This window comes from Eubacterium sp. AM05-23 (genome assembly GCF_003477535.1).
In the GTDB taxonomy this organism is placed as follows: domain Bacteria; phylum Bacillota; class Clostridia; order Eubacteriales; family Eubacteriaceae; genus Eubacterium; species Eubacterium maltosivorans.
Map to the genome: position 1 here is coordinate 1 of NZ_QUDF01000002.1, position 19,562 is coordinate 19,562.

At 43.7% G+C, this 19,562-nt stretch carries 24 protein-coding genes and 8 tRNA genes; 11 read left to right on the forward strand and 21 right to left on the reverse strand.

Translation table 11 applies throughout. From position 1 onward, the window contains the following. Positions 1–9: 9 nt before the first annotated feature. The 5 genes from DW091_RS02240 (at position 10) to DW091_RS02260 (ending at position 619) form a co-directional block, all read left to right on the forward strand. Positions 10–85: transfer RNA gene (locus DW091_RS02240), tRNA-Thr, on the forward strand. 10 nt (positions 86–95) lie between these two features. Then, positions 96–180, forward strand: a tRNA-Tyr gene (locus tag DW091_RS02245). A gap of 8 nt (positions 181–188) precedes the next feature. Next, positions 189–264: transfer RNA gene (locus DW091_RS02250), tRNA-Lys, on the forward strand. Positions 265–448: 184 nt separating this feature from the next. Continuing rightward, a tRNA-Thr gene (locus DW091_RS02255) sits at positions 449–524 on the forward strand. Positions 525–534: 10 nt separating this feature from the next. Next, a tRNA-Tyr gene (locus tag DW091_RS02260) sits at positions 535–619 on the forward strand. Between the two features lie 113 nt (positions 620–732). Here the strand turns inward: DW091_RS02260 and DW091_RS02265 are convergent. Beyond that, the gene (locus DW091_RS02265) at positions 733–1,002 is read right to left on the reverse strand and encodes a hypothetical protein (protein WP_058695595.1); all 270 of its coding nucleotides are present in this window, start codon (positions 1,000–1,002) and stop codon (positions 733–735) included. 291 nt (positions 1,003–1,293) lie between these two features. On the opposite strand from DW091_RS02265, the gene fdhF reads away from it, so the two are divergent. The 3 genes from fdhF to fdhD all read left to right on the forward strand — a co-directional run bounded on the left by fdhF (position 1,294) and on the right by fdhD (position 5,417). Then, positions 1,294–3,981, forward strand: coding sequence for a formate dehydrogenase subunit alpha (gene fdhF, locus DW091_RS02270; protein WP_058695594.1), 2,688 nt, complete (start codon positions 1,294–1,296; stop codon positions 3,979–3,981). Positions 3,982–4,045: 64 nt separating this feature from the next. Further along, entirely contained in the window at positions 4,046–4,711 is a 666-nt protein-coding gene (locus DW091_RS02275; protein WP_118517284.1) for a molybdenum cofactor guanylyltransferase, read from the forward strand. Further along, the gene (gene fdhD / locus DW091_RS02280) at positions 4,650–5,417 is read left to right on the forward strand and encodes a formate dehydrogenase accessory sulfurtransferase FdhD (RefSeq protein WP_118517285.1); all 768 of its coding nucleotides are present in this window, start codon (positions 4,650–4,652) and stop codon (positions 5,415–5,417) included. The genes DW091_RS02275 and fdhD overlap by 62 nt, the downstream gene beginning before the upstream one ends. A 54-nt stretch (positions 5,418–5,471) precedes the next feature. Here the strand turns inward: fdhD and DW091_RS02285 are convergent, their stop codons facing one another. The 17 genes from DW091_RS02285 to DW091_RS02355 form a co-directional block, all read right to left on the reverse strand. Further along, positions 5,472–6,503, reverse strand: coding sequence for an IS30 family transposase (locus DW091_RS02285; protein ID WP_118517286.1), 1,032 nt, complete (start codon positions 6,501–6,503; stop codon positions 5,472–5,474). A gap of 88 nt (positions 6,504–6,591) precedes the next feature. Beyond that, positions 6,592–7,542 (reverse strand): replication protein, encoded by a 951-nt coding sequence (locus DW091_RS02290; protein ID WP_118517287.1) that lies wholly within the window; start codon positions 7,540–7,542, stop codon positions 6,592–6,594. 169 nt (positions 7,543–7,711) lie between these two features. Continuing rightward, positions 7,712–8,005, reverse strand: a complete 294-nt coding sequence (locus DW091_RS02295) for a hypothetical protein (RefSeq protein WP_118517288.1) — start codon at positions 8,003–8,005, stop codon at positions 7,712–7,714. Positions 8,006–8,022: 17 nt separating this feature from the next. Continuing rightward, positions 8,023–8,226, reverse strand: a complete 204-nt coding sequence (locus tag DW091_RS02300; RefSeq protein WP_118517289.1) for a hypothetical protein — start codon at positions 8,224–8,226, stop codon at positions 8,023–8,025. Between the two features lie 109 nt (positions 8,227–8,335). Continuing rightward, entirely contained in the window at positions 8,336–9,085 is a 750-nt protein-coding gene (locus DW091_RS02305) for a hypothetical protein (protein ID WP_118517290.1), read from the reverse strand. A gap of 289 nt (positions 9,086–9,374) precedes the next feature. Next, positions 9,375–9,611 carry a hypothetical protein gene (locus DW091_RS02310; protein WP_096919283.1) on the reverse strand — a complete coding sequence of 79 codons (237 nt, stop codon included), beginning with the start codon at positions 9,609–9,611 and terminating at the stop codon, positions 9,375–9,377. Between the two features lie 197 nt (positions 9,612–9,808). After that, entirely contained in the window at positions 9,809–10,054 is a 246-nt protein-coding gene (locus DW091_RS02315) for a hypothetical protein (RefSeq protein WP_118517291.1), read from the reverse strand. Then, positions 10,054–10,983 (reverse strand): hypothetical protein, encoded by a 930-nt coding sequence (locus DW091_RS02320; RefSeq protein ID WP_118517292.1) that lies wholly within the window; start codon positions 10,981–10,983, stop codon positions 10,054–10,056. The genes DW091_RS02315 and DW091_RS02320 overlap by 1 nt, the downstream gene beginning before the upstream one ends. Before the next feature lie 938 nt (positions 10,984–11,921). Further along, positions 11,922–12,006, reverse strand: a tRNA-His gene (locus DW091_RS19985). Between the two features lie 79 nt (positions 12,007–12,085). Beyond that, positions 12,086–12,256, reverse strand: a complete 171-nt coding sequence (locus DW091_RS19990; RefSeq protein WP_158577807.1) for a hypothetical protein — start codon at positions 12,254–12,256, stop codon at positions 12,086–12,088. A 38-nt stretch (positions 12,257–12,294) separates the two neighbouring features. Then, positions 12,295–12,564 carry a hypothetical protein gene (locus tag DW091_RS02330; protein WP_118517294.1) on the reverse strand — a complete coding sequence of 90 codons (270 nt, stop codon included), beginning with the start codon at positions 12,562–12,564 and terminating at the stop codon, positions 12,295–12,297. Then, positions 12,506–12,742, reverse strand: coding sequence for a hypothetical protein (locus tag DW091_RS19930; protein WP_147365268.1), 237 nt, complete (start codon positions 12,740–12,742; stop codon positions 12,506–12,508). The genes DW091_RS02330 and DW091_RS19930 overlap by 59 nt, the downstream gene beginning before the upstream one ends. A gap of 11 nt (positions 12,743–12,753) precedes the next feature. Then, positions 12,754–13,023, reverse strand: a complete 270-nt coding sequence (locus DW091_RS02335; protein ID WP_118517295.1) for a hypothetical protein — start codon at positions 13,021–13,023, stop codon at positions 12,754–12,756. Positions 13,024–13,102: 79 nt separating this feature from the next. Beyond that, entirely contained in the window at positions 13,103–13,306 is a 204-nt protein-coding gene (locus DW091_RS02340) for a hypothetical protein (RefSeq protein WP_118517296.1), read from the reverse strand. Then, positions 13,306–13,494 carry a hypothetical protein gene (locus DW091_RS02345; protein WP_118517297.1) on the reverse strand — a complete coding sequence of 63 codons (189 nt, stop codon included), beginning with the start codon at positions 13,492–13,494 and terminating at the stop codon, positions 13,306–13,308. The genes DW091_RS02340 and DW091_RS02345 overlap by 1 nt, the downstream gene beginning before the upstream one ends. Next, complete coding sequence (locus DW091_RS02350; protein WP_118517298.1) at positions 13,491–13,754, reverse strand: hypothetical protein; 264 nt, start codon at positions 13,752–13,754, stop codon at positions 13,491–13,493. Before DW091_RS02350 ends, DW091_RS02345 begins: the two co-directional genes overlap by 4 nt. Beyond that, positions 13,741–13,935 (reverse strand): hypothetical protein, encoded by a 195-nt coding sequence (locus tag DW091_RS02355; RefSeq protein ID WP_118517299.1) that lies wholly within the window; start codon positions 13,933–13,935, stop codon positions 13,741–13,743. Before DW091_RS02355 ends, DW091_RS02350 begins: the two co-directional genes overlap by 14 nt. Before the next feature lie 164 nt (positions 13,936–14,099). On the opposite strand from DW091_RS02355, the gene DW091_RS02360 reads away from it, so the two are divergent. Both DW091_RS02360 and DW091_RS02365 read left to right on the forward strand, forming a co-directional pair. Next, a tRNA-Leu gene (locus DW091_RS02360) sits at positions 14,100–14,184 on the forward strand. A gap of 117 nt (positions 14,185–14,301) precedes the next feature. Beyond that, positions 14,302–14,376 (forward strand) — tRNA-Gly (locus DW091_RS02365). 66 nt (positions 14,377–14,442) lie between these two features. Here the strand turns inward: DW091_RS02365 and DW091_RS02370 are convergent. The 3 genes from DW091_RS02370 to DW091_RS02380 form a co-directional block, all read right to left on the reverse strand. Further along, on the reverse strand, positions 14,443–15,294 hold the full coding sequence (locus DW091_RS02370) for an Mbeg1-like protein (RefSeq protein ID WP_118517300.1): 852 nt from the start codon (positions 15,292–15,294) through the stop codon (positions 14,443–14,445). Between the two features lie 46 nt (positions 15,295–15,340). After that, positions 15,341–17,530, reverse strand: coding sequence for a DNA topoisomerase III (locus DW091_RS02375; protein WP_058695590.1), 2,190 nt, complete (start codon positions 17,528–17,530; stop codon positions 15,341–15,343). Positions 17,531–17,613: 83 nt separating this feature from the next. After that, positions 17,614–18,492 (reverse strand): putative ABC transporter permease, encoded by an 879-nt coding sequence (locus DW091_RS02380; RefSeq protein ID WP_058695589.1) that lies wholly within the window; start codon positions 18,490–18,492, stop codon positions 17,614–17,616. Positions 18,493–18,648: 156 nt separating this feature from the next. On the opposite strand from DW091_RS02380, the gene DW091_RS02385 reads away from it, so the two are divergent. Further along, positions 18,649–19,542 carry a ribokinase gene (locus DW091_RS02385; RefSeq protein ID WP_158577808.1) on the forward strand — a complete coding sequence of 298 codons (894 nt, stop codon included), beginning with the start codon at positions 18,649–18,651 and terminating at the stop codon, positions 19,540–19,542. Positions 19,543–19,562 lie beyond the last annotated feature (20 nt).

The following is a 19,562-nucleotide window of genomic DNA, read 5'->3' on the forward strand; positions in this document are numbered from 1 at the left end:
ATTATTTAAGCTGATGTGGCTCAATTGGCAGAGCAGCTGATTTGTAATCAGCAGGTTGTAGGTTCAAGTCCTATCATCAGCTCCATTTTTATTTTGGGGAGATGCCCGAGTGGCTAAAGGGGGCGGACTGTAAATCCGTTGACTGAGTCTACGATGGTTCGAATCCATCTCTCCCCACCACTTTTTATGACCCATTAGCTCAGTTGGTAGAGCATCTGACTTTTAATCAGGGTGTCGGGCGTTCAAGTCGCCCATGGGTCACCATTTTTTTATTTGTTTTAAAGTTTTATTAATTCAAATTGAAGTTAAATATATAATTTTTAAGCTGATGTGGCTCAATTGGCATAAGCAGAGAACCCAAATCTTTGATTTGGTGTGAATCGCTTAGTTAGGCAGATGGGAAAGGGCCGCAGAAGTCCGAAATGAAGTTAAATATGTAATTATTTAAGCTGATGTGGCTCAATTGGCAGAGCAGCTGATTTGTAATCAGCAGGTTGTAGGTTCAAGTCCTATCATCAGCTCCATTTTTATTTTGGGGAGATGCCCGAGTGGCTAAAGGGGGCGGACTGTAAATCCGTTGACTGAGTCTACGATGGTTCGAATCCATCTCTCCCCACCATTATGACGATCACAGGATCGTTTTTTTATTGCAAAAATCAACCCGTATCGCCATGATACGGGTTGATTATAAAAAGACCTCTCAATTGAGAGAGGCCAAAGCTCAAAATTTAATTATTTGCCTCCGCAGGCTGTCCGGTTTGGATGTCTTGTAACAAAACCATTAATATCTTCTTTTGGATTGTAAACGGAAAGAATCATCGTTCCTTCGTTCAGGTCTAATTTGTGTTCAGAATAATCGGGTAATTTTTCGATTTCCAAAACAGCCGCTTTTGCTTCATCAACATTTGTAAATTCTTCTAATGAAACGGTAGCGATGCCATCATCTGAATAATTTGCAGATTCCATTTTTTTCAGTAAAGTTTTTGAAATATCATTTAACATAGTAACCACCTTTAATCCTTTCATCGATTACATGACCTATTTTGATTATACGATAACTTTAAGGTCTTGTCCACAAGATGTCAAAAATTTACTATTAATCAAAATAGGTGGCTTAAATAAAGCCTATACTTTATCTTTATATGAAATTATACCCGAAGATTTAAGAAAATAACAAAATCTAGGAAATACAAGTAAATTTCCCCTCGGGTGATTGACAAAAATGTGAAAAATGAGATACTATAATAAGGATTACAACGTAATTTTGGTAGATTATTTTAGGAGATGTTTGAAATGGTAAATTTAACAATTGACAATCAGAAAGTGAGCGTTCCCGAGGGCACGACAATCCTCAACGCCGCTAAAGAAGCAGGAATTGATATCCCGACTTTGTGCTATTTTAAAGGCTTTGATCCTGAAGGAAGCTGTAGGATGTGCCTTGTTGAAGTAGTGGGAGCCAGAAGACTGGAAACAGCTTGTTCAACACCGGTAGGCGAAGGGATGGTCGTCTATACGAATAATGCGGTCGTCCGTAAAGCGCGCCGTTTTGTCTTGAAAATGCTTTTTTCAGATCATACATTTGATTGCTTTACCTGTTACAAATTTGGCACCTGCCGTTTTGTTGAGTTGAATGGGAATTGTATCGAGTATGATGAAATAAAAAGTTTTGGTCAATCTTTGGAAAAGGGCAAACCAATCGATGATTCAAGTCCCTTTTATACATACGATCCCAATAAATGTATTTTGTGTAATCGTTGTGTCAAAGTCTGCGAACACCTTCAGTGCAATCATGTACTGGCAAAATGTGACCGCGGTTACGAGACAAATATTAATCCAGTTTTCGATATGCTGCGCGGCGATAAAAACTCAAACTGTGTAAACTGTGGGAATTGTATTGCTGAATGCCCCACGGGAGCACTAGCACCGAAAAAGTTTATGCCGCTTCCGTATACTGAAACGGTCGAAACAATTTGTCCTTATTGTGGCGTGGGCTGTACTTTGAAATTAAAGGTTCGGGATAACAAAATTACAGATGTGATGAGTGTTCCGGGCAATGTTAATAATAACCTTCTCTGCGTTAAAGGACGTTTTGCTCATGATTTTGTATCCAGTGAAGACCGCCTGAAAACACCGCTTATTCGAAAAAATGGCGTTTTGGAAGAAGCGACATGGGATGAAGCCTATGATCTGATTATTCAGAAGCTTAAAGAAGCTGTTGCGGAAGGCCCGCAGGCTGTCGCAGGCTTTTCGTCGGCCCGGTGTACTAATGAAGAAAACTATTTATTCCAGAAGTTTATCCGATCGGTAGGTAAGACCAATAACGTTGACCATTGTGCGCGTCTTTGTCATGCTTCTACTGTTGCAGGTCTGGCTAAATCTTTTGGCAGCGGTGCTATGACAAACAGCATCGAAGAAGTCGACGTGATGGATGTTATTCTCGTCAGCGGGTCAAACACCACTGAGACACATCCGGTCATTGGCGCTAAGATCAAGCAGCGAGTGCAAAAAGGCGCAGCGTTGATCGTGGCAGAACCGCGAAAAATTGAGCTGGCAAAATATGCCGATGTTTACCTTCAGATCAAGCCAGGCACCAATGTTGCCCTGTTTAATGGCCTGATGAAAGCAATTTTAGATGAACACCTGGAGGACCGTGATTTTATTAACGAGCGGACAGAAAATTTTGATGCGTTTGAAGCGTACTTAAATACAATTACAGTGGAAGAATGTGCTGAAATATGTGGTGTAGATCCAGAAGATATGCGCAAGGCAGCTCGTTTATATGCAACCAGGGATAAAGGCGGCATCTTCTATTCAATGGGCGTGACTCAGCACGCTACCGGAACCGATGGTGTTATGAGCACCGCTAATCTGGCAATGATGACGGGCAAAATCGGTCGTGAAGGCTGTGGGGTCAATCCGCTTCGTGGTCAGAATAATGTCCAGGGAGCCTGCGATATGGGGGCTCTTCCAGGCGATTTCACAGGTTATCAGAAGACAAATAACCCAGATGTTCTTGCCAAATTTGAGCAGGCCTGGGGAACAGAGCTGCCGACCAATGCAGGTCACACCATTACGGAAATTGTTGATGATGTCGATAAAAACATCGTGAAGTTTTTATATATCATGGGCGAGAACCCACTGGTTTCTGATCCAAATACAAACCATGTGAAGGAAGCCTTTGAGAAGGCAAACTTTATTGTACTCCAGGATATTTTCCTGACAGAAACATCAGAATATGCGGATGTTGTTCTGCCGGCAATGGTCTATGCCGAAAAAGACGGCACATTTACCAATACCGAACGTCGTGTACAGCTGCTTAGAAAAGCGGTAAAGGCGCCTGGCGTTGCCAAAGAGGACTGGAGGATTATCTGTGAACTTGCGCAGCGTATGGGTGCTGAGGGCTTTAATTTTAACAGCTCTGCCGAAATTATGGATGAAATCGCGTCGGTTACCCCGAGCTATGCAGGCGTGTCGCATGAGCGCCTGGAACGCGGCGACCGTATCCAGTGGCCATGCCCTGACAAGGAATCAGAAGGTACGAAATTCCTGCATAAAGGACAGTTTACGCGTGGAAAGGGAATGTTCAATGTTGCGCACTACATTGCGCCGGAAGATCAGCCAGATGATACCTATCCGATGATTTTGATGACTGGACGTATTCTGCAGCATTATCACACCCGTACAATGACGAAAAGAACCGCAGGTATCCAGCAGATTGTAGGAGATCCTTTCTTTGAAATTAATCCCAAAACAGCGGAAGAGCATGGTTTCTCAGAAGGAGAGCTTATTCAGGTAACATCGCCGAGAGGCTCTGTAACCGCCAAAGCTGTCTATAATCAAGGCATCCAGGAAAACACCCTGTTTATGCCATTCCATTATGGGGACAAAGGCGCCAATTGTCTGACAGGCGGTAAAGTTGACCCGATTGCTAAGATTCCGCCATTCAAAGTTTGTAAAGTCTTTTTAGAAGAAGCAAAATAAACGTGTACTCCCTTCATCATGGTTGGTGGTGGAGGGAGCGTTTTCATATCCTGGGAGAAAGACAATGAAAAAGTATAAGACAGCTGCCATTCTGGTTGGCGGGAAGAGCACCAGAATGGGAAAGGATAAAAAAAATCTGGTTATTTCAGGTAAGGCGCTGCTGCAATCCATTGTAGACCAGCTGGCCGTCTTGTTTGATGAAATAATCATTGTCGGCTGTAGTGAAGAGGAGGTTGTTGGTATCTACGGAATTGCAGGTGTATATCCGGATATTTTAAATATTTCGGCCTCCTTGACGGGAATTTATACTGCTTTGCTGTACGGCCAGTCAGAATATGTTTATGTCACAGCCTGTGATATGCCCAATTATGACCTGACGTTTATCCGGTATATGATGACACTTTTAGAAAAAAATCCTGATAAGACAGGCTGTGTCACACGTTATAAAGAATGGATTGAGCCTTTCAATGCCTTCTATTCAAGGGAATTGCTGCCATCGGCAAAGCGTTTTTTAAAAAGCGGGAGGAAGAGCGTTTTCCATTATTTAAGCCGGGAAAATATTTTTTATATAGCAGAGAAGGATGCCCGGATTTACACGCCGGATTGGCATCTTTTTTGTAATTTAAACACCCCTGGAGATTTAACAAAGCACTTAAAAGGAGTTGGCGATGTCAGTGAAATTGGAAGAAATTGTGAGAATTACACCAAAAGGCGCCAAAAGGGTTTTTGACCCAATGGTTGAGGAGTACCCTGTTGCGTTATACCTTAACGGAAAAAAAATGATCTCATTGATGAGTACCCCACAGAATCTAAAAGAGCTGGGCGTTGGTTTTTTTTATCTGAAGGGTCTTATAAAAGATATCCGGCAGGTATATAATGTAGAAATTAAGCAAAGCGGCGCAGAGACAGGTGCGGTTGTCTATATTGACAGTCATGAGAGGACAGCAAAATTAAAAGATTTTTTTGAATTGTCTGAGGAGAGTATTCTCTCAAGGAATGAAGAAAAACAAGCCTGCCCTTTTAAATCGGATTTTCAAACAGTATTGAAACGATACGGGTTGACAGAGAAAGGCCTTTTTGAAATGATGGAAGGCTTCAGCAAAAAATCGGAGCTTTTTGTAAAAACTGGCGGTGTGCACAGTATAGGGCTCTACGAAAAGGGTGAGGCTGTGCTGTTTTACGATGACGTCAGCCGTTATAATACTTATAACAAGCTGTTTGGCGGTATTTTGCTGAAGCGAATCACTCCTGAAAACAAAATGCTTTTAACAACCGGCAGGATTCCAAGCGAGGTAATGACCTGGATCATCCAAAATGGTATCCGCTGCGTTTTATCCATTTCTGCGCCCACAAACGGAAGCGTTCATCTGGCCCGAAAACATGGAGTGACATTGATGGGATTTGTAAGAGGAGAGCGTCTGAACTTATACGCGTGAAAGTAAAAAAACAGGAGAAAAAGGGCTGAATTGCAAGTCAAAACGCGAAATAAATTACAATAAGTTTAAATCCAAAAGGGCGTTCTTAAGACAATAGCTAGAGCTTTGAAATTTGAACATTTTTCGAGGGTAGTCATTAATAAAGTCGGTCATCTCTTTGATAAAGGTTTTGCTTATTTTTGCAATATTAGCACCCTTTGGAATGAAACGCCTGATAAAGCGATTATAGTTTTCATTACTGCCACGTTCAAAAGCAGAGTAAGCATGGCAGTAATAAGCAACGGTGCGCTTAAAATCCTCATTCAGTATGGAACCTTCAATTAAGGATTGATTGATAAACTCACTGCCATTATCCATGGTAATGGATTTAAAAACCAGCGGGAAAGCATGATGAAAGGTCTGCTCCAGATCATCGAGACAGGCCTTGACGCTTTCCTGTTTTTTATTAGGCATTTTATAGACATAAGAGTAACGGGTTAAGCGTTCCGTAATGACCAGCAAAGCCGCCGTTGAAGTGGTACACTGGCCAGATAAAATGCAGTCCATTTCCCAATGACCAAACGCTTCACGATTATTAATACGTTCAGGGCGGTCATCAATGGAACGGCGGTTAACCGCTACTTTCTTTGGCTGTCTTTGGTAGACGGTTTTTTTGCGTTTATGATAGGGTAAATCCGACATTTTAAGACCATCTAAGTCTTTATGCGTAACCGCGTTATAAATCGTTTTATAGCTGATCTGAACGTGATAATCACGCTTCAGGAGATAAGCCGCAGCTTCCGGCGAATAACCTTTTTTCAGTAAACGGATTAAGACAGTTTTCATTTCAGAGGATTGTTCAAAAGTACGCCTGCGCCCTTTAGCTTCACAGGCTTCAAGGTGCTTTAACTGCGCATAGTCGGCTTTATAGACAAAGATATCCCGATAATTTCCGCGAGCAATCTGTTTAAGTGTTCCCCGTTTAATCTCACGGCAGACCGCCGAGTAAGATTTATTCAACCTGCGGGCAATATCGGCTTTACTTACCTTTTCTTCCAACCAATTTTCAATTTTATACCGTTCACGTTCTGTCAAATGCTGTCCCATGATCGTTACCCCCTATAACGTACAAAACAATATTTTAACACAAAACTGTCGTGGCTGCGGTGCCGATCCGAGCCGGTAAAGGCGTTTTTCAAAAGCTTAACTGTTCAAACCCATCAATCTTTTCATCCTCAACAGGTTTTTCCCTTGTGAAATGCTTGATGTTATAAATCCGCCTGCAAAAGGCCTCCCAGGTTTCCGGGTACTGCTGCTGAATGAAATCATACTGACAGGTCAGCGGAATGTTCGAAATGATATAGACCTTGGTGTAGCAGGCAATCTTATTCAGGTAGCGGCAGGGAAGTTCCAGCGGGTAACGGTCTAAATAGTTGAGCATTTCCTGAATCTTCAGGGAGCTTCTGAACTCCTCGAAAATCACGACATCCTGACCTTTGTAACTGTCAAAAGGATGATCATAGTCTGTGATGCGGTACACATTTTCATAACCGTATTGATCCATGACCGACCGTGTTTTTCCGGTTCCCGTTTCGCCCCAGATATAAGTGACTTCTAAATCCCTTAAAACGTTTTTGAATTTCTCCTCCTTGACAATCTGCCGTGCCCGTTCGATCTTATCAATGTGCATCATGTAAGCCGGGTTCTCCTCGATAATGTCATAATTGGATAAGCCTTGTTTAATCATGTCATACAGGTCAATGAGGTCATTTCTTTGGCCTTGACGTTCTACGGGCATATCACCAAATTCCTCATGGGTTTCCGGTAAGTTGGTTTCTTTCTTTTTGTCCTTTTCCCATTTGCCTTCCTTGTAAATGTAATCCCGGTTTTCTTTGCTGGTGCCCTTAGCCATCTCAAAATGCGCACGTTCAAACTTTTTCTTGATGGTGGAAAAGCGCACGGCATCGGAGCAGGCCATAAAGACATGGGTGTGATAAGTACCCGTTTCGCCAATCTCGTCACTTAAGCACCAATACACACAGCTTTTAAAGGTACCAAGCTGTTCTTTAATCTTTTCGTGGGTAAAGCCCTTTTCCTTGGGATTATTGATCGTTATCTGCCACTTCCTCGAGCGTGTATCCTTCATTTTTCCCCCTTTTTGTCACAGAAGTTAAACTGTCACAGAAGTTTGTCACAACATTATCACAAACTTGTTCATTGTTTACAATGGCTTTAAACCACTGTTTTTACGGTTTTGTCACAAGTCACAGAGGTGCGCTAAGGTAATACTAGCTTAGCGCACCCGCACCGGATTGTTAATTTTCTGACGTTCCTGGGACACCGTTACAGTGACAGCAGGAACACTCACAAGTCACCTCATTCTTTTCCTGCGAGTAGGCTTTAACCTCAGGATATTGACACTCTACAATAGCCGAAGCGATCAACAAACCAAAGGCGGTAATCAAAAGCGTAAAAAACATGACTTTCGCAAGTTCAAAATCATCACCTAAGATAAGGGATATCACCCAGAAAAACCATGCGAGAAAAGCGGGAAACAGTAATAAAATACCTAAAGAAAACAGATTATTATAAAGTTCAACAGCGTTCATTTTTAACCTCTCTCTTTTTATATTAAGTGAATAATCTCAATGGTCAGCAAGAATACCGCCCCGATCAGACACAGCATAATGGCGATAAAGGCCATCATTTCCGTGACATAGTGTTTTGATTCAAGATACTTTACCGGGACGAGCAAATAGGCCAGATAAGCCAATAGGGACAGGAAAAAGGCAATCCCGCAGATAATGACGGGAATGTATTTAATGTTCATTTTTAAACCTCTCAAAGTTTCAATTTGTTATAAAAATACTTAATCCAAAAGACAACCGCCCAGACAAAGTAGGCGAAGATGAACAGGGCTAACAGGATGTCAAACACATTTAATCCACCTCCAATAGCTGCTTTAAGCTGGTTTTCTGCTGTTCCAGAGGGCTTTTCCCCTTCTTGAGTTCTTTCATTAACTGCATGGTGTCATAGCTGCTGCGGATTTTATTGTAGGCCACAAAGTTATAACGCCATGCCCGGTGTCGTTTTCTTGCGCCACGGTCTGCCTTTTCATCGTTGGCGAGGTACTCGGCGGTGTTAAAAGCTTTGTTAAAAATCCATCGACCGAAGAACAGGGATTTACACTCAATGACAAAATTGGTCTGTTCTCTCAGCTTTTTGTCGACTCTAGTGAACACCTGGGCGCTGGCCACGATCTGCTTGTGAAGCTTGCGCTGCTGGCTGATGTAGTCAAGCATGTTGTCCGGGCAGTCCTGCCATTTCTGGGACGCAAAGGTCAGGTGGATTTCATCAAAGCCAAAGATAATACCGTCCTCGCCGTTATCGTAGTCAATGAGGTCCTGCCAGCTGGTAATCTTACCATCAGCGTATTTATAGTTGAAATTCGTATAGATTTTAAGTTTGGGATATTTTTTGTGCATGCGGTTTAAATACTCAACCATGGAAATGGTTTTACCGGAACCGCCAAGACCGCAGTAGAGCCAGAAGCCAAAACCCCGGAACTTCTTTTTATCAAGCTTAATAAAATCGACAATGCCCAGAAAAAGGGCGATCAAGGGTTTAAATTTCATCATGTAAAAGATAAAGAAAATGGTAAAGGCGATAAAAGGGATAATATAATTCATAGAGTTTCTCCTTTTATTTTTTTGTTTATTTTGTGTTTGAAGCGTGCTGATCAGAGTGGATGAGGGGCGGAATAAAGTATCAGCGGTTAAAAATGAGTGTCTGTGCTTATAATTTCTGCCAATGGCGGAAGGACAGAGGATGTGACCGATGCGTGAGCGCCGACTGAAACAAGCGCAGGTGTACTGCCGCCGTGACGGTGGCCGGGTGGTTACGGTGAAAGGGGGCGCGAAGCGTGACACCCGATGCACACCGCGTGCCTGCCCATGAAGGGCAGACGCGCGATGTGTGCTAAAGGAGCTGCAATACTGCTGAGATGATGGCACAGACCACCCAGACCGTCAGAATGATGCCGGAGCAGGCCAGAAAGATATCTAAGGGGATATAGTGGCCGATGACGGCGCAGTAGTCGGTGAGGTTGTCAAAGACGGTCATGGCGTCGGGCGGAAGCTCGACCTTTGGAAAGGCGCCGACCATTCCGGCGACCAGACTGTAAAGCCAGTTATACAGGCCGAATTTTTCAAGCATGGCGTTTGGGATTCTCCTTTTACTAAAGATTCATTGAATGCCTTTTATCAAACAGCACTCAAAGGTATATCATTACCTGTAGGGGCTAAAAGGCCGATATGGGGCGATTTGAGCGTTTTTTAGGCATATCTGGGGATAAGCCAAAAAGTTATTTTAAGCGGTGTTTGCGTGGTGGGATTCTGCAAAAAAGCGTGAGGTTATGGGCTTTTAGGGTCGTTGGTTTTGGCTTTTTCGGCTTTAATTTTGTTCTTTTTCCAGTTTTCATAAAAGTCGGTCAGATCGTTTAGCAGACAGGAAGCCAGAGCGATCAAAACCACTGGGATGGTGTAGCACAACCAGACCCGTTTATCGGATGGATTATAACCCCTAAAAGCTTGATCACAGAGCTGCGTATAAATAACGGTCAGCAGATGAAAGGAAATGACGGATAGACAATGCCGCATTAATCTTCCTTCTTTCGGCTGTTGCCACTACTGCCGCCACCGTTGTTATTATCCGTGTAAGCCTGTCCGGTTCCAACACGGATGCCAATGCCAAAGACGTTGGAGACCATGGCGAAGCAGGCCAGAGCGGTGACGACTTTAAAGAGCAGACCCACCCCGTGCTTGACCTGTTCTCTGGCGGGCTCGTACCAGTCCAGGGTGATCTGTTTGGTGGAGCCGTCAAGGTAAGGATAGTAGATAATCAGGGGCCTTGTCTCAACGGTGATTTTATTCAAAGCAGTATTCATCTGGTCTACAATGGGAAAGACCTGTGGTATCTGCTCAATGATGGGCGTTGCGATGCTTTTTCCCTCTGGGATCGCGAAGAAGTCCGGGACGGACAGAACGAAGTCAGAAATGCCGGTTAACGGAACGGAGATCGCGCCCGTAATAGCATCTATCCCGGTTTGAACTGTGGCGTCAATGCCGGTTAAGGCATCGGTGATATTGCCAAAGATTTCTTTACTGCCGTCAAAGACGTCCTGGGCGGTGGCGGTGATGCCGTCGATGATGGTGTCAATGGCGGTCTTAACGCCTGCTTCGATGCCGTCAAGGGATGGATTGCCAAGGCCGAGGAGGGCGAGAAGGGCGGAGAGCCAGGGCATGTCAATGTCTTCTGGTTTATCCGGGATGTCTGGAGTGTCGGGGTCTTCGACTTCAGAACCGGTATAGCTGGGGTCGATTACGAGGTCTTCTCCGGTTGGAATGTCATAGGGTAATGGCGGGGCGAGAACAAGATCGTTGGTGCCGTCCCAGTTATTGATATTATCGGAGACAGAGGACGGCAAAACCGTTGGAATGGTGACAGAAGGTGCGGACGCAATTTTTGTTACAGGCTCTGCATATATAGGACCATTTAATAACGCTTCTAAACCGGAATCAACACTCATAATAGCCATCTTCTGAGCAGATTGATAATCAGAAAAATGATAGGCAGAACTTCCATTACGATATCTATACATACTAAAAATAACCCGATAATCTTTTGAACCTAAAGACATAGGCTTAGCTAAAAGATCATTACGGTTATTCCAACGACCAATAGCCCAATCACCAAATATATTATTAACCGTTAGATCTAGTATTGATGAAGTAACGGTTATAGGACCATAAGTCGGAGAATAAAATATTTTAGAATTAGGCTTTGCAATAACAGGTTTATCAAAAGAATCAGAAAAGAGTGTATCCTGTACAGCTTGCAAAAACGCATAAATCACCGCCCCACTGGCAAGGGCCTTGATTTTGGCACTCTCGGCACCACTCATGATGGCTTCGCCTAACTTGTTAGCTTGGTCGATGGCACCAGCACCAGCAGCGACTAAAAGGCCTTGGGCGGTTTGTTGTATGGCATCGAGCTGAGGGGCTGTTACGGTGTAATCTCCGGAAATATCGCCTTGAGATGCCAAAGCAGTAAGGAGTATACCAACAATTGCAGTAACAGCTATACCAGATAAAACAAACTCAGCCCTTACCTTTCGTATGTTTGCAAAAGGAGATACTGCAATAAAAAATGATAGTAAAATAGCAATAATACGAAGATTAATACTCTTAGTTTTTAATATTTCCAAGACAAAGCAACTCCTTCTATGTTATAATAATTACTAAAATAAGGGGGGGATTTAAAATGCTACATTTAATTACACAGTTCGCAATATTACTTTTAATTGCAATCGTAATAATAGCTTTTTGTTCAGAACGAGGAATAATTCAAGTACCATTTATCAATAATCTTTTAAAAGATATACAAAGAAAAGGCATACCTATTAATCATATATTAGTAATTTTAGCGGCTATACTGGCTTTAATTTACATCTTTACTTGAATTTAAGGGGAAGGATCGGATTCGAACCGGCAAACCCTGTATTCATTGTTGTTATACGCGCGTCAGACTTTGCCACTTAAGCTACCTTCCCAGATGAATTAAAAACCTGCCTACCACAGGGGGAGTGGTGGCAGGTTTTTTTAAAGAGGATTAAAAATGATTGGTTGATGCTACAGGAAAGTGTAGATGATCCGGCGAATGAGGCTGATGCCGATCATGGTGCCCATGATACCAAGGCCGATGGGGACCATAACCCCCAGGCCGGAGTTAATGGAGGTGGTAACAGGCTTGATGAGATCAGCGGTGATCAGAAAAGCATTGACAACCGGTTCTTCAGACATAGGCGTACCTCCTTCTTTTGAATTTATATAACCGCCTGTCAGTAATCGACAAAGGCAGATATACACTTGTATAAGATCAGACAAACAATGATGGCCGCCGTAACACCTACGGCCAGATACATCATGATGGTGACCTGGTCAAGGCGGTCAATGATGGTATTAAGGGCCTTGACCGTTTCGGTTACCGTTTCCGCCGCTGCCGTTGGGGTCGGGCTGGCGGTTGGTGACGGGACTACCGTTGGTGTTAGATCATTCGTCAAAGAACTGGCGGAATTTTCGAGGGCTAGTGTCAGGCGTGTCAGAAACATTCCTTGTTACCTCCTCTGGTTCTTCTAAATCGTCCAGATCGTCGGTCATGGGGAAACCACCTTTTAAAGGACAGCCTGTACAGAACTTGTACTCGCCCTGGCAACCGGAGTGCACCGACCATTTGACCACACCGTAGACACAGACTGCGCCGATGATAAAACCTGTGATAAAGACCATGGTGTCACCTGTCAGGCTTTCTTGTCCGCGTCAACATCAATCTTGTCCATGGCGTAAAATTTGCCTTTGTTGTTGAAGTAGATAAAGACAAACTTGTTCAGGTACTCCTTAAAATTGTAATCTTTGGCAATCTTGTGTGAAACAAAGATGTCCGCCGTGCGGGCGCCCTGAAGGTTTTCAGCATCGTCATTATAGACGATGAAGAGCTTAACCCCTTCAATATGGTTTCCTTCCTTTGTTTCAAAGTCCATGGGTAAATAACCGAGTAATTTTGCTTCCATAAATTTTCTCCTTTAAGTTTGATATTTATTTTCAAGCCTGTAGCGGTTAAGCAGAATCAGGCTGAATATTCATGCGTCTTTATTCATAATGATAATAGCTTGCCTGACTGGGAAAAGCGGGCGGCTGGTAGATGGTGACGCGGTCTCCCTCGGGTACAATCATGACCATCGGGAGCAGGTGATTATACTGCTTTTGAAAGACGGCATCATTGTAGAGCTTTTTCAGTTCCTCGAGGGATAAGGCCAGACGGGGGACGGGTTTTTCTTTTTTAGGTAGTCGCATTAGGCATTATCCTCCATCAATTCAATCGAATTTAAATATCCCAAAAATTCATCCATTGATTTATGTCTTGCCCGATCTGCCTTTACCGTATCGTGTTCCAGATTCGATTGAGCCAATCCATAGGTATAAGCGTCACTCAATGCTATGGCAAAGTAGGCGATTAAATTATTTTTTTGATCTTTCGTCATTTTTGAATTACCCCCAAATCTTCGAAATTGCCAGTTTTAAAGAAATGGTGCAAACTGACAGGAGTAAATTCAAATATTTCTTCACGGATAATAGATGTAAGTTCAAATCCTAGCTTGCTGTATTCCCGATAAATTTCATGCTCAGCGTCTGAAATAGAACCGGAAATAACTTTTGCCGTAAAATCTTCAAAACAAGAACCATCACGCAGGTCACGACCCTGCACCGTGAAACCAACTAAAAGCATGTTATTTTTCTTCATTTTTCATATCCTCCTCAACCTCAAATGCATTGTACAGAAAGTTAATAAAATCAAATTCCGGGTCCGACTGGCTGTAAAGGGATAAATCATTATCCAAAGCCGAAGCACGTCCCAGATCGTAATTATAGTGAAAAGCTTTTGTTGCAAGCTCCATCAGTTCGGAGCGTTGCGCATGTGTCATGGTAAAACCCCCTTAAAAAGTTCATTTGTTCTATGCGTTTTATTTTACAACTCAAGAACAGGAGAAAAAGGTTAAAAAAATCTTGACACCAATGGCGTCATTTGTTATTATAATTGAGCACGTTACATACAGATGCTTTGCTCGTCTGAGTAACGCTGCATTGTGCGGATGTGGCGGAATTGGCAGACGCGCTAGACTTAGGATCTAGTATCGAATGATGTGGGGGTTCGACTCCCTTCATCCGCACCACTTCTCATATAAACAAACACATTTATATGAAAAAAGTTTAAAAAATGCTTGACAAAATAAAGGGAAGCGATTATAATAATATATGTTCGCTGATGAAAATTATTCAAGCGAAGCTAAGCGGAAGTGGCTCAGTGGTAGAGCATCGCCTTGCCAAGGCGAGGGTCGCGAGTTCAAATCTCGTCTTCCGCTCCATTTTATTTTTTGGAACTTTTAACAGCTTTGGCTGTTTTTTTTATTAGGGCAATAAAAAATCCTGCTTTACACAGGATTTTTTTTATTTTTACGCTTTAAAGTTCTTTTGGCCTGAAATATGGCAAAGGTCATGGCAACAGTCATGTTTTGAATGCTGCTGTAGAGGGGATGCCGCTTTCCTGGAAGGCCGATATGTCCAAGCGCATCGAGGATATGATTAGGCTTGTGATTGTTTTTAGGCGTTTTTGAGCCGGTTTCAATGACCAGCCGCTTTCCGGCAATACTGGTCAGTAATATATTGACGATATCATAAGCGCCTTCGTAGGCGGTGATTTTATCCCTGTTTTTCTGGATTTGAAGATAGTATTTACCGATAAAATCAGCTGAAAAACCAGGGCTGTTAAAGCTGACACACTGATTAATGTGTTCGCCGCATAGAATGGTAATATACTGTGCGTCATTGCCGCCTTTAGAATGGCCTGCTAAATCAAAATTTGAAAAACCGAATTGCTCCCTGCAGCGTTCATAGAAGCGCAGAGCATTTTTCTGCTGCTCTGTTTCCGCGGAAAAAGCGCCTTTATAGTTATCAATCCATCCTCCGAGGCCAACCGTCCCTCTAAAGGTGATAATGCCTGTTTCGGGCGAATCTGAGCTGAAACAGAGACCATAAAGCCCATTTCGTGGTTCATCAGTCTGGCTGAGAATCTGAAGCGACATTAAAGCGTCATCCTCCTGAATAAGCTCCAGAGAATGGCGCCATTCTTTAGAGGTCATGGCCGCGTCACCGGCCAGTTTTGGATAGTGACGGCGGTGAACGGCCACCATTTCGGAAACGGGGAGGGGCAGATCCTCGGGATGGACTGGCAGGGGAAGGGCTGTTATCTGGCTTAACAGATTTAACTGGCTGTGACAAAGCATTGGAGGAGCCTCCTTTCTGATAAACGTGCTTTAGGAAGCTCAGAAACTATTCTGATTCCTTAAGCTTTGCCAGGGCTTCTGCAAAAGGATTATTGACAGCTTCCTGATTTTCTTTTTTCATTTTTCGCATATAATTTTGAGCTTCGCGTTTACTGTTTTTTTGATTGCCGTCAAAATGTTTTTTGTTAAAGCTGGAGACCTTTTCTCTGAACCCACAGCGTTTGCAGAAATAAATAGCACCGTCGCCTTTACCGCGTATTTCCAGTTTAACATGACATTCGGGACAGCGGACATTCGTATTTTTACTGACATTTTCACGATAACCGCAGGCTCTGTCCTGACACACGAGCATCATACCGTATTTCCCCTTGACTTCAAGCAGGTTTTTTCCACATTCCGGACATTTTTGTCCGCTTTTATTGTCATGAACAAATTTTTCATTGCTGTTTTTAACATCATTGACCAGCTCGGTGGTGTAGGTTTTAATGTCTGAGATAAAAGACTCGGGATCACTCTTTCCTTTGCTGATCAATTCCAGCTGCCGTTCCCATTTGGCGGTCATGAGCGGCGATTTTAAATCAGGAGGAACCAGATCAATGAGCTGTTTTCCCTTTGAGGTAGGGTAGAGGGAATTCCCCTTTTTTTCAATAACAAACATTTTATAGAGCTTTTCAATGATGTCTGCTCTTGTGGCCACTGTTCCGATCCCGCCGGTTTCACCAAGTGTTTTGGCGGCTTTCGCATCTACCTTTACTACTTTTTGAGGATTTTCCATGGCAGACAGCAGTGTGGCTTCTGTAAAACGTGCCGGTGGTTTTGTTTCGAGCTCTTTTAGAGAAATCTGAGAGGCGGGAAGAGAGTCTCCCTTTTTCAGTGACGGCAATTTCTGGTCTTCGGTGTCCTCATCACCCTCTTCTTCGATTTGATTTTCATAGACTTTTTTATAGCCAAGTGTTACAATTTCACGCCCTTTTGCGGTCAGAGTTTCGCCAGCAATATCGGCTGTAACAGTTGTCTGCAGATATTCATAGGGGGGCAGAAAAACGCTGAGAAAGCGCTTGATGACCAGGTCATAAATTTTTCGTTCATCAGTACTGAGGTTTGTCAGTATAACGCGCTGTTCCGTGGGAATAATCGCATGATGATCGGAGACTTTGCTGTCATCGACAAAGCTTTTGTTTGCATGGATGCCGAGCTTTAAAATCTCACTGACAGCCGATTTATAAGGCCCGATGGAAATGGTTTTGAGCCGTTCTGGCAGCGTTGGCACGATGTCCTGTGTCAGGTATTTTGAATCGGTGCGGGGATAGGTTAAAATTTTATGGTTTTCATATAAGCGCTGCATGATATTCAGGGTTTCTTTGGGGCTCAACCCAAAAAGACGGTTGGCGTCTCTCTGAAGCTCTGTCAGATCATAGAGCCCTGGGGAATAGCTTTTCTTTGGTTTTTTGCTGATATCCTTGATAACGGCAGATTTGCCCTTCATTTTTTGAAGAATTTTTTCTGCGGTTTCTTTTGAGCTGATGTTTTTTCCATGCTGCCCCTGCCAGGTGAGCACAAATTGCGGCGTCTTTACCTGAAGGTTGTAATAGGGCCTGGGCTTGAAGTTTTTGATTGTTTCTTCGCGTTCGACGATCATGTTAAGCGTTGCGGACTGAACACGGCCGGCGGAGAGCTGGGCGTTGTATTTGACCGTCAGCGCTCTTGTGATATTAAGCCCGACCAGCCAGTCCCCCTCAGCACGGCATTGTGCAGCACGATAGAGGTTGTTGAATTCGGTGCCCGGTTTTAAATGTTTAAAGCCCTCTGAGATGGCTTTGTCCGTTACAGAGGATATCCAGAGGCGCTTAATTGGCTTTCGGCAGTGTGCTTTATCCAGAATCCATCGGGCGACAAGCTCGCCTTCTCGTCCGGCATCTGTTGCGATGACGATGTCCTTTACGTCGGGACGGCCAAGAAGGGAGGAAACGATTTTGTATTGCTTTCCGCTGCCCTTTAGAACGGTTAATTTCATGTGATCAGGCAGCATGGGGAGTGACTCCATATTCCAGTTTTGATATTTTTCACCGTAAGCCTCAGGATCGGCCAGGGATACCAGATGGCCAAGCGCCCAGGTGACAATGTAGCGTTCATTTTCGAGATAACCGTTTTGTCCATTTTTGCATTTCAGGACGCGTGCAATATCTTTTCCAACAGAAGGTTTTTCTGCAAGAACAAGGGTTTTATTTTGTGACATAAAAAGTCCTTTCTGTATTAATAAGTGTATAAAATGATAAAAACGGACCGAACAGGTCCGCTTTTATTATAGCATTGTTCAAATTATTTTTCCTGAGACTTTTTAGCCTGCTTTTTCGCTTTTTTGTGCAGTTTGCGGATTTTTTTCGTGTGGAGCATTGCTTCGCGGTATAGATTCAGGGAATCGGGATCATCCTTGGAAATCATATTTGGGAAAGCATTGATGATACGGCTGTGCGAATAGCGGCGGAAGGCGGCCTTTTCAGATAGACGGCCGGTAAACTCTTCAACATGCTTCTGAACATCGTCTTTGGCTGTTTCGAGAAGCTCATGCTGCGCAGACCGGACATCTGCAATCTTTTGGGTGAGCTGTCCCTTTGTTTCCACGCCCTTTTCCTTAAGGTCGTCGGTCACACTGGTCGCCAGCTCAGATACGCGGTTAAGCTTGTTCTTGAAGTTGAGGGTTTCCAGCGTAGAGCTAACCAGATCCGCAATCATAAGTACCGCGAGAGAGGTAGCCACGACTTCAAGCCAAAAGGGTGAAAAGCGCGATATGATACGCTCCACAAATGGGTGGACAAGGTACATCAAGGCAAGCGCCATAACACCGAATAGCAGTGAATTCCTGAGACAGACGCGGCCATTGATATTAAACTTGCGATTTGAGTAGTCCCACCATTTGGCATGGAAAAGCTTTTCCATCGCCCAGCTCGTAATGTATTCCAGCACAGAGGTCGAGACGACACCCACGAAAAATACGCTGACAGGGTCGTTGATATAGGGGCCTAAAATAGAAACGATGATGATTGCGCCAACCCCGTATATAGGGCAGTACGGACCGTTTAAAAAACCTCTGTTAATAAACTTTTTCTTTGGGATAGAGCAGAATACGACTTCACAGCACCATCCGATAACAGCATAAAGAAAAAAGTATGTAAAAAGCAGGCATAAATTATAGTACATTCGGTTTTCCTTTCTATAAAAGTTTTTCCCTAGTATTATACCATAATTTTATAATTGCTAACACCAGCAGTTTTTCAAGATTTACTCAAGAATAAAATACTGGGAATTTTAAGTGAGACCAGCTATAATGAAGAAAAGGAAAAGGAGATGAAAAAGATGATCGTAAATTTTGGCTCTTTAAATATTGACTATGTCTATTCGATGGAAAAAATTGTAAGCCCGGGTGAGACGCTATCCTCAAAGGAACGCTCGGTTTTTCCAGGAGGAAAGGGGCTTAACCAGTCTGTCGCTTTGTCCCGCGCCGGCGCTGAAGTACGGCATGCCGGATTCGCCGGGACCGAGGATGCCCAGTTTCTGGTCGATATTATGGAATCGAGCGGTGTAGAGATCGGCTTACTTCAGAGAGTTCCAGAGACAAACGGACACGCGGTTATTCAGGTGGATGAGCATGGCGAGAACTGCATTATCCTGTACCGGGGAACCAACGGTATGCTGGACAGCGCTTATGTGGAAAAGGTCGGAAAAACACTTCACGAAGGCGATCTGGTCCTCTTTCAAAACGAGACAAGCGCCATTGCGGAAATGATGCGAGCCGCCAAAGAGAAGGGAGCCAGGATTGTCTTGAATCCGTCTCCGATAGATAATAACTGCCTGAATTTGCCCCTTGGGCTTGTGGATATTTTTCTGCTCAATGAGATTGAGGGAGCGGCGCTGACGGGAGAAGAGGACCCGGATAAAATCCTCATGGGGCTTCGCAAGCGCTTTCCAAAAGCAAAAATTGTTTTAACGCTGGGAAGTGAAGGAGCGATGTTTGCCGATGCAGACAAAAATTTTTTCCAGCCTGTAGTAGCGTGCGAAAAAGTAGTGGATACTACCGGCGCGGGAGATACGTTTACTGGCTATTATCTGGCCGGCATCGAAGCGGGATTGAGTGATGAAGAAGCAATTTACAGAGCAGCGACAGCCTCATCCATTTGTATTGCCCGGATGGGCGCGGCACCGTCAATCCCTTTAAAAGAAGAAGTCGATGCAAAAGCAGGTATACGCTGAAACGACGTATACCGATTATA

Coding starts and splice junctions, on each gene's coding strand:
- DW091_RS02290 (WP_118517287.1), bottom strand. CDS start 7,542: ATGAAGGATACACGCTCGAGGAAGTGGCAGATAACGATCAATAATCCC.
- DW091_RS02370 (WP_118517300.1), bottom strand. CDS start 15,294: ATGCTTTGTCACAGCCAGTTAAATCTGTTAAGCCAGATAACAGCCCTT.
- DW091_RS02320 (WP_118517292.1), bottom strand. CDS start 10,983: ATGAGTGTTGATTCCGGTTTAGAAGCGTTATTAAATGGTCCTATATAT.
- DW091_RS02265 (WP_058695595.1), bottom strand. CDS start 1,002: ATGTTAAATGATATTTCAAAAACTTTACTGAAAAAAATGGAATCTGCA.
- DW091_RS02315 (WP_118517291.1), bottom strand. CDS start 10,054: ATGCGGCATTGTCTATCCGTCATTTCCTTTCATCTGCTGACCGTTATT.
- DW091_RS02335 (WP_118517295.1), bottom strand. CDS start 13,023: ATGGAAGCAAAATTACTCGGTTATTTACCCATGGACTTTGAAACAAAG.
- DW091_RS02350 (WP_118517298.1), bottom strand. CDS start 13,754: ATGAAGAAAAATAACATGCTTTTAGTTGGTTTCACGGTGCAGGGTCGT.
- DW091_RS02300 (WP_118517289.1), bottom strand. CDS start 8,226: ATGAACATTAAATACATTCCCGTCATTATCTGCGGGATTGCCTTTTTC.
- DW091_RS02305 (WP_118517290.1), bottom strand. CDS start 9,085: ATGAATTATATTATCCCTTTTATCGCCTTTACCATTTTCTTTATCTTT.
- DW091_RS02375 (WP_058695590.1), bottom strand. CDS start 17,530: ATGTCACAAAATAAAACCCTTGTTCTTGCAGAAAAACCTTCTGTTGGA.
- DW091_RS19990 (WP_158577807.1), bottom strand. CDS start 12,256: ATGTCTGAAGAACCGGTTGTCAATGCTTTTCTGATCACCGCTGATCTC.
- DW091_RS02310 (WP_096919283.1), bottom strand. CDS start 9,611: ATGCTTGAAAAATTCGGCCTGTATAACTGGCTTTACAGTCTGGTCGCC.
- DW091_RS02345 (WP_118517297.1), bottom strand. CDS start 13,494: ATGACGAAAGATCAAAAAAATAATTTAATCGCCTACTTTGCCATAGCA.
- DW091_RS02275 (WP_118517284.1), top strand. CDS start 4,046: ATGAAAAAGTATAAGACAGCTGCCATTCTGGTTGGCGGGAAGAGCACC.
- DW091_RS02355 (WP_118517299.1), bottom strand. CDS start 13,935: ATGACACATGCGCAACGCTCCGAACTGATGGAGCTTGCAACAAAAGCT.
- fdhF (WP_058695594.1), top strand. CDS start 1,294: ATGGTAAATTTAACAATTGACAATCAGAAAGTGAGCGTTCCCGAGGGC.
- DW091_RS02340 (WP_118517296.1), bottom strand. CDS start 13,306: ATGCGACTACCTAAAAAAGAAAAACCCGTCCCCCGTCTGGCCTTATCC.
- DW091_RS02295 (WP_118517288.1), bottom strand. CDS start 8,005: ATGAACGCTGTTGAACTTTATAATAATCTGTTTTCTTTAGGTATTTTA.
- DW091_RS19930 (WP_147365268.1), bottom strand. CDS start 12,742: ATGGTCTTTATCACAGGTTTTATCATCGGCGCAGTCTGTGTCTACGGT.
- DW091_RS02285 (WP_118517286.1), bottom strand. CDS start 6,503: ATGGGACAGCATTTGACAGAACGTGAACGGTATAAAATTGAAAATTGG.
- DW091_RS02380 (WP_058695589.1), bottom strand. CDS start 18,492: ATGTACTATAATTTATGCCTGCTTTTTACATACTTTTTTCTTTATGCT.
- fdhD (WP_118517285.1), top strand. CDS start 4,650: ATGTCAGTGAAATTGGAAGAAATTGTGAGAATTACACCAAAAGGCGCC.
- DW091_RS02385 (WP_158577808.1), top strand. CDS start 18,649: ATGATCGTAAATTTTGGCTCTTTAAATATTGACTATGTCTATTCGATG.
- DW091_RS02330 (WP_118517294.1), bottom strand. CDS start 12,564: ATGTTTCTGACACGCCTGACACTAGCCCTCGAAAATTCCGCCAGTTCT.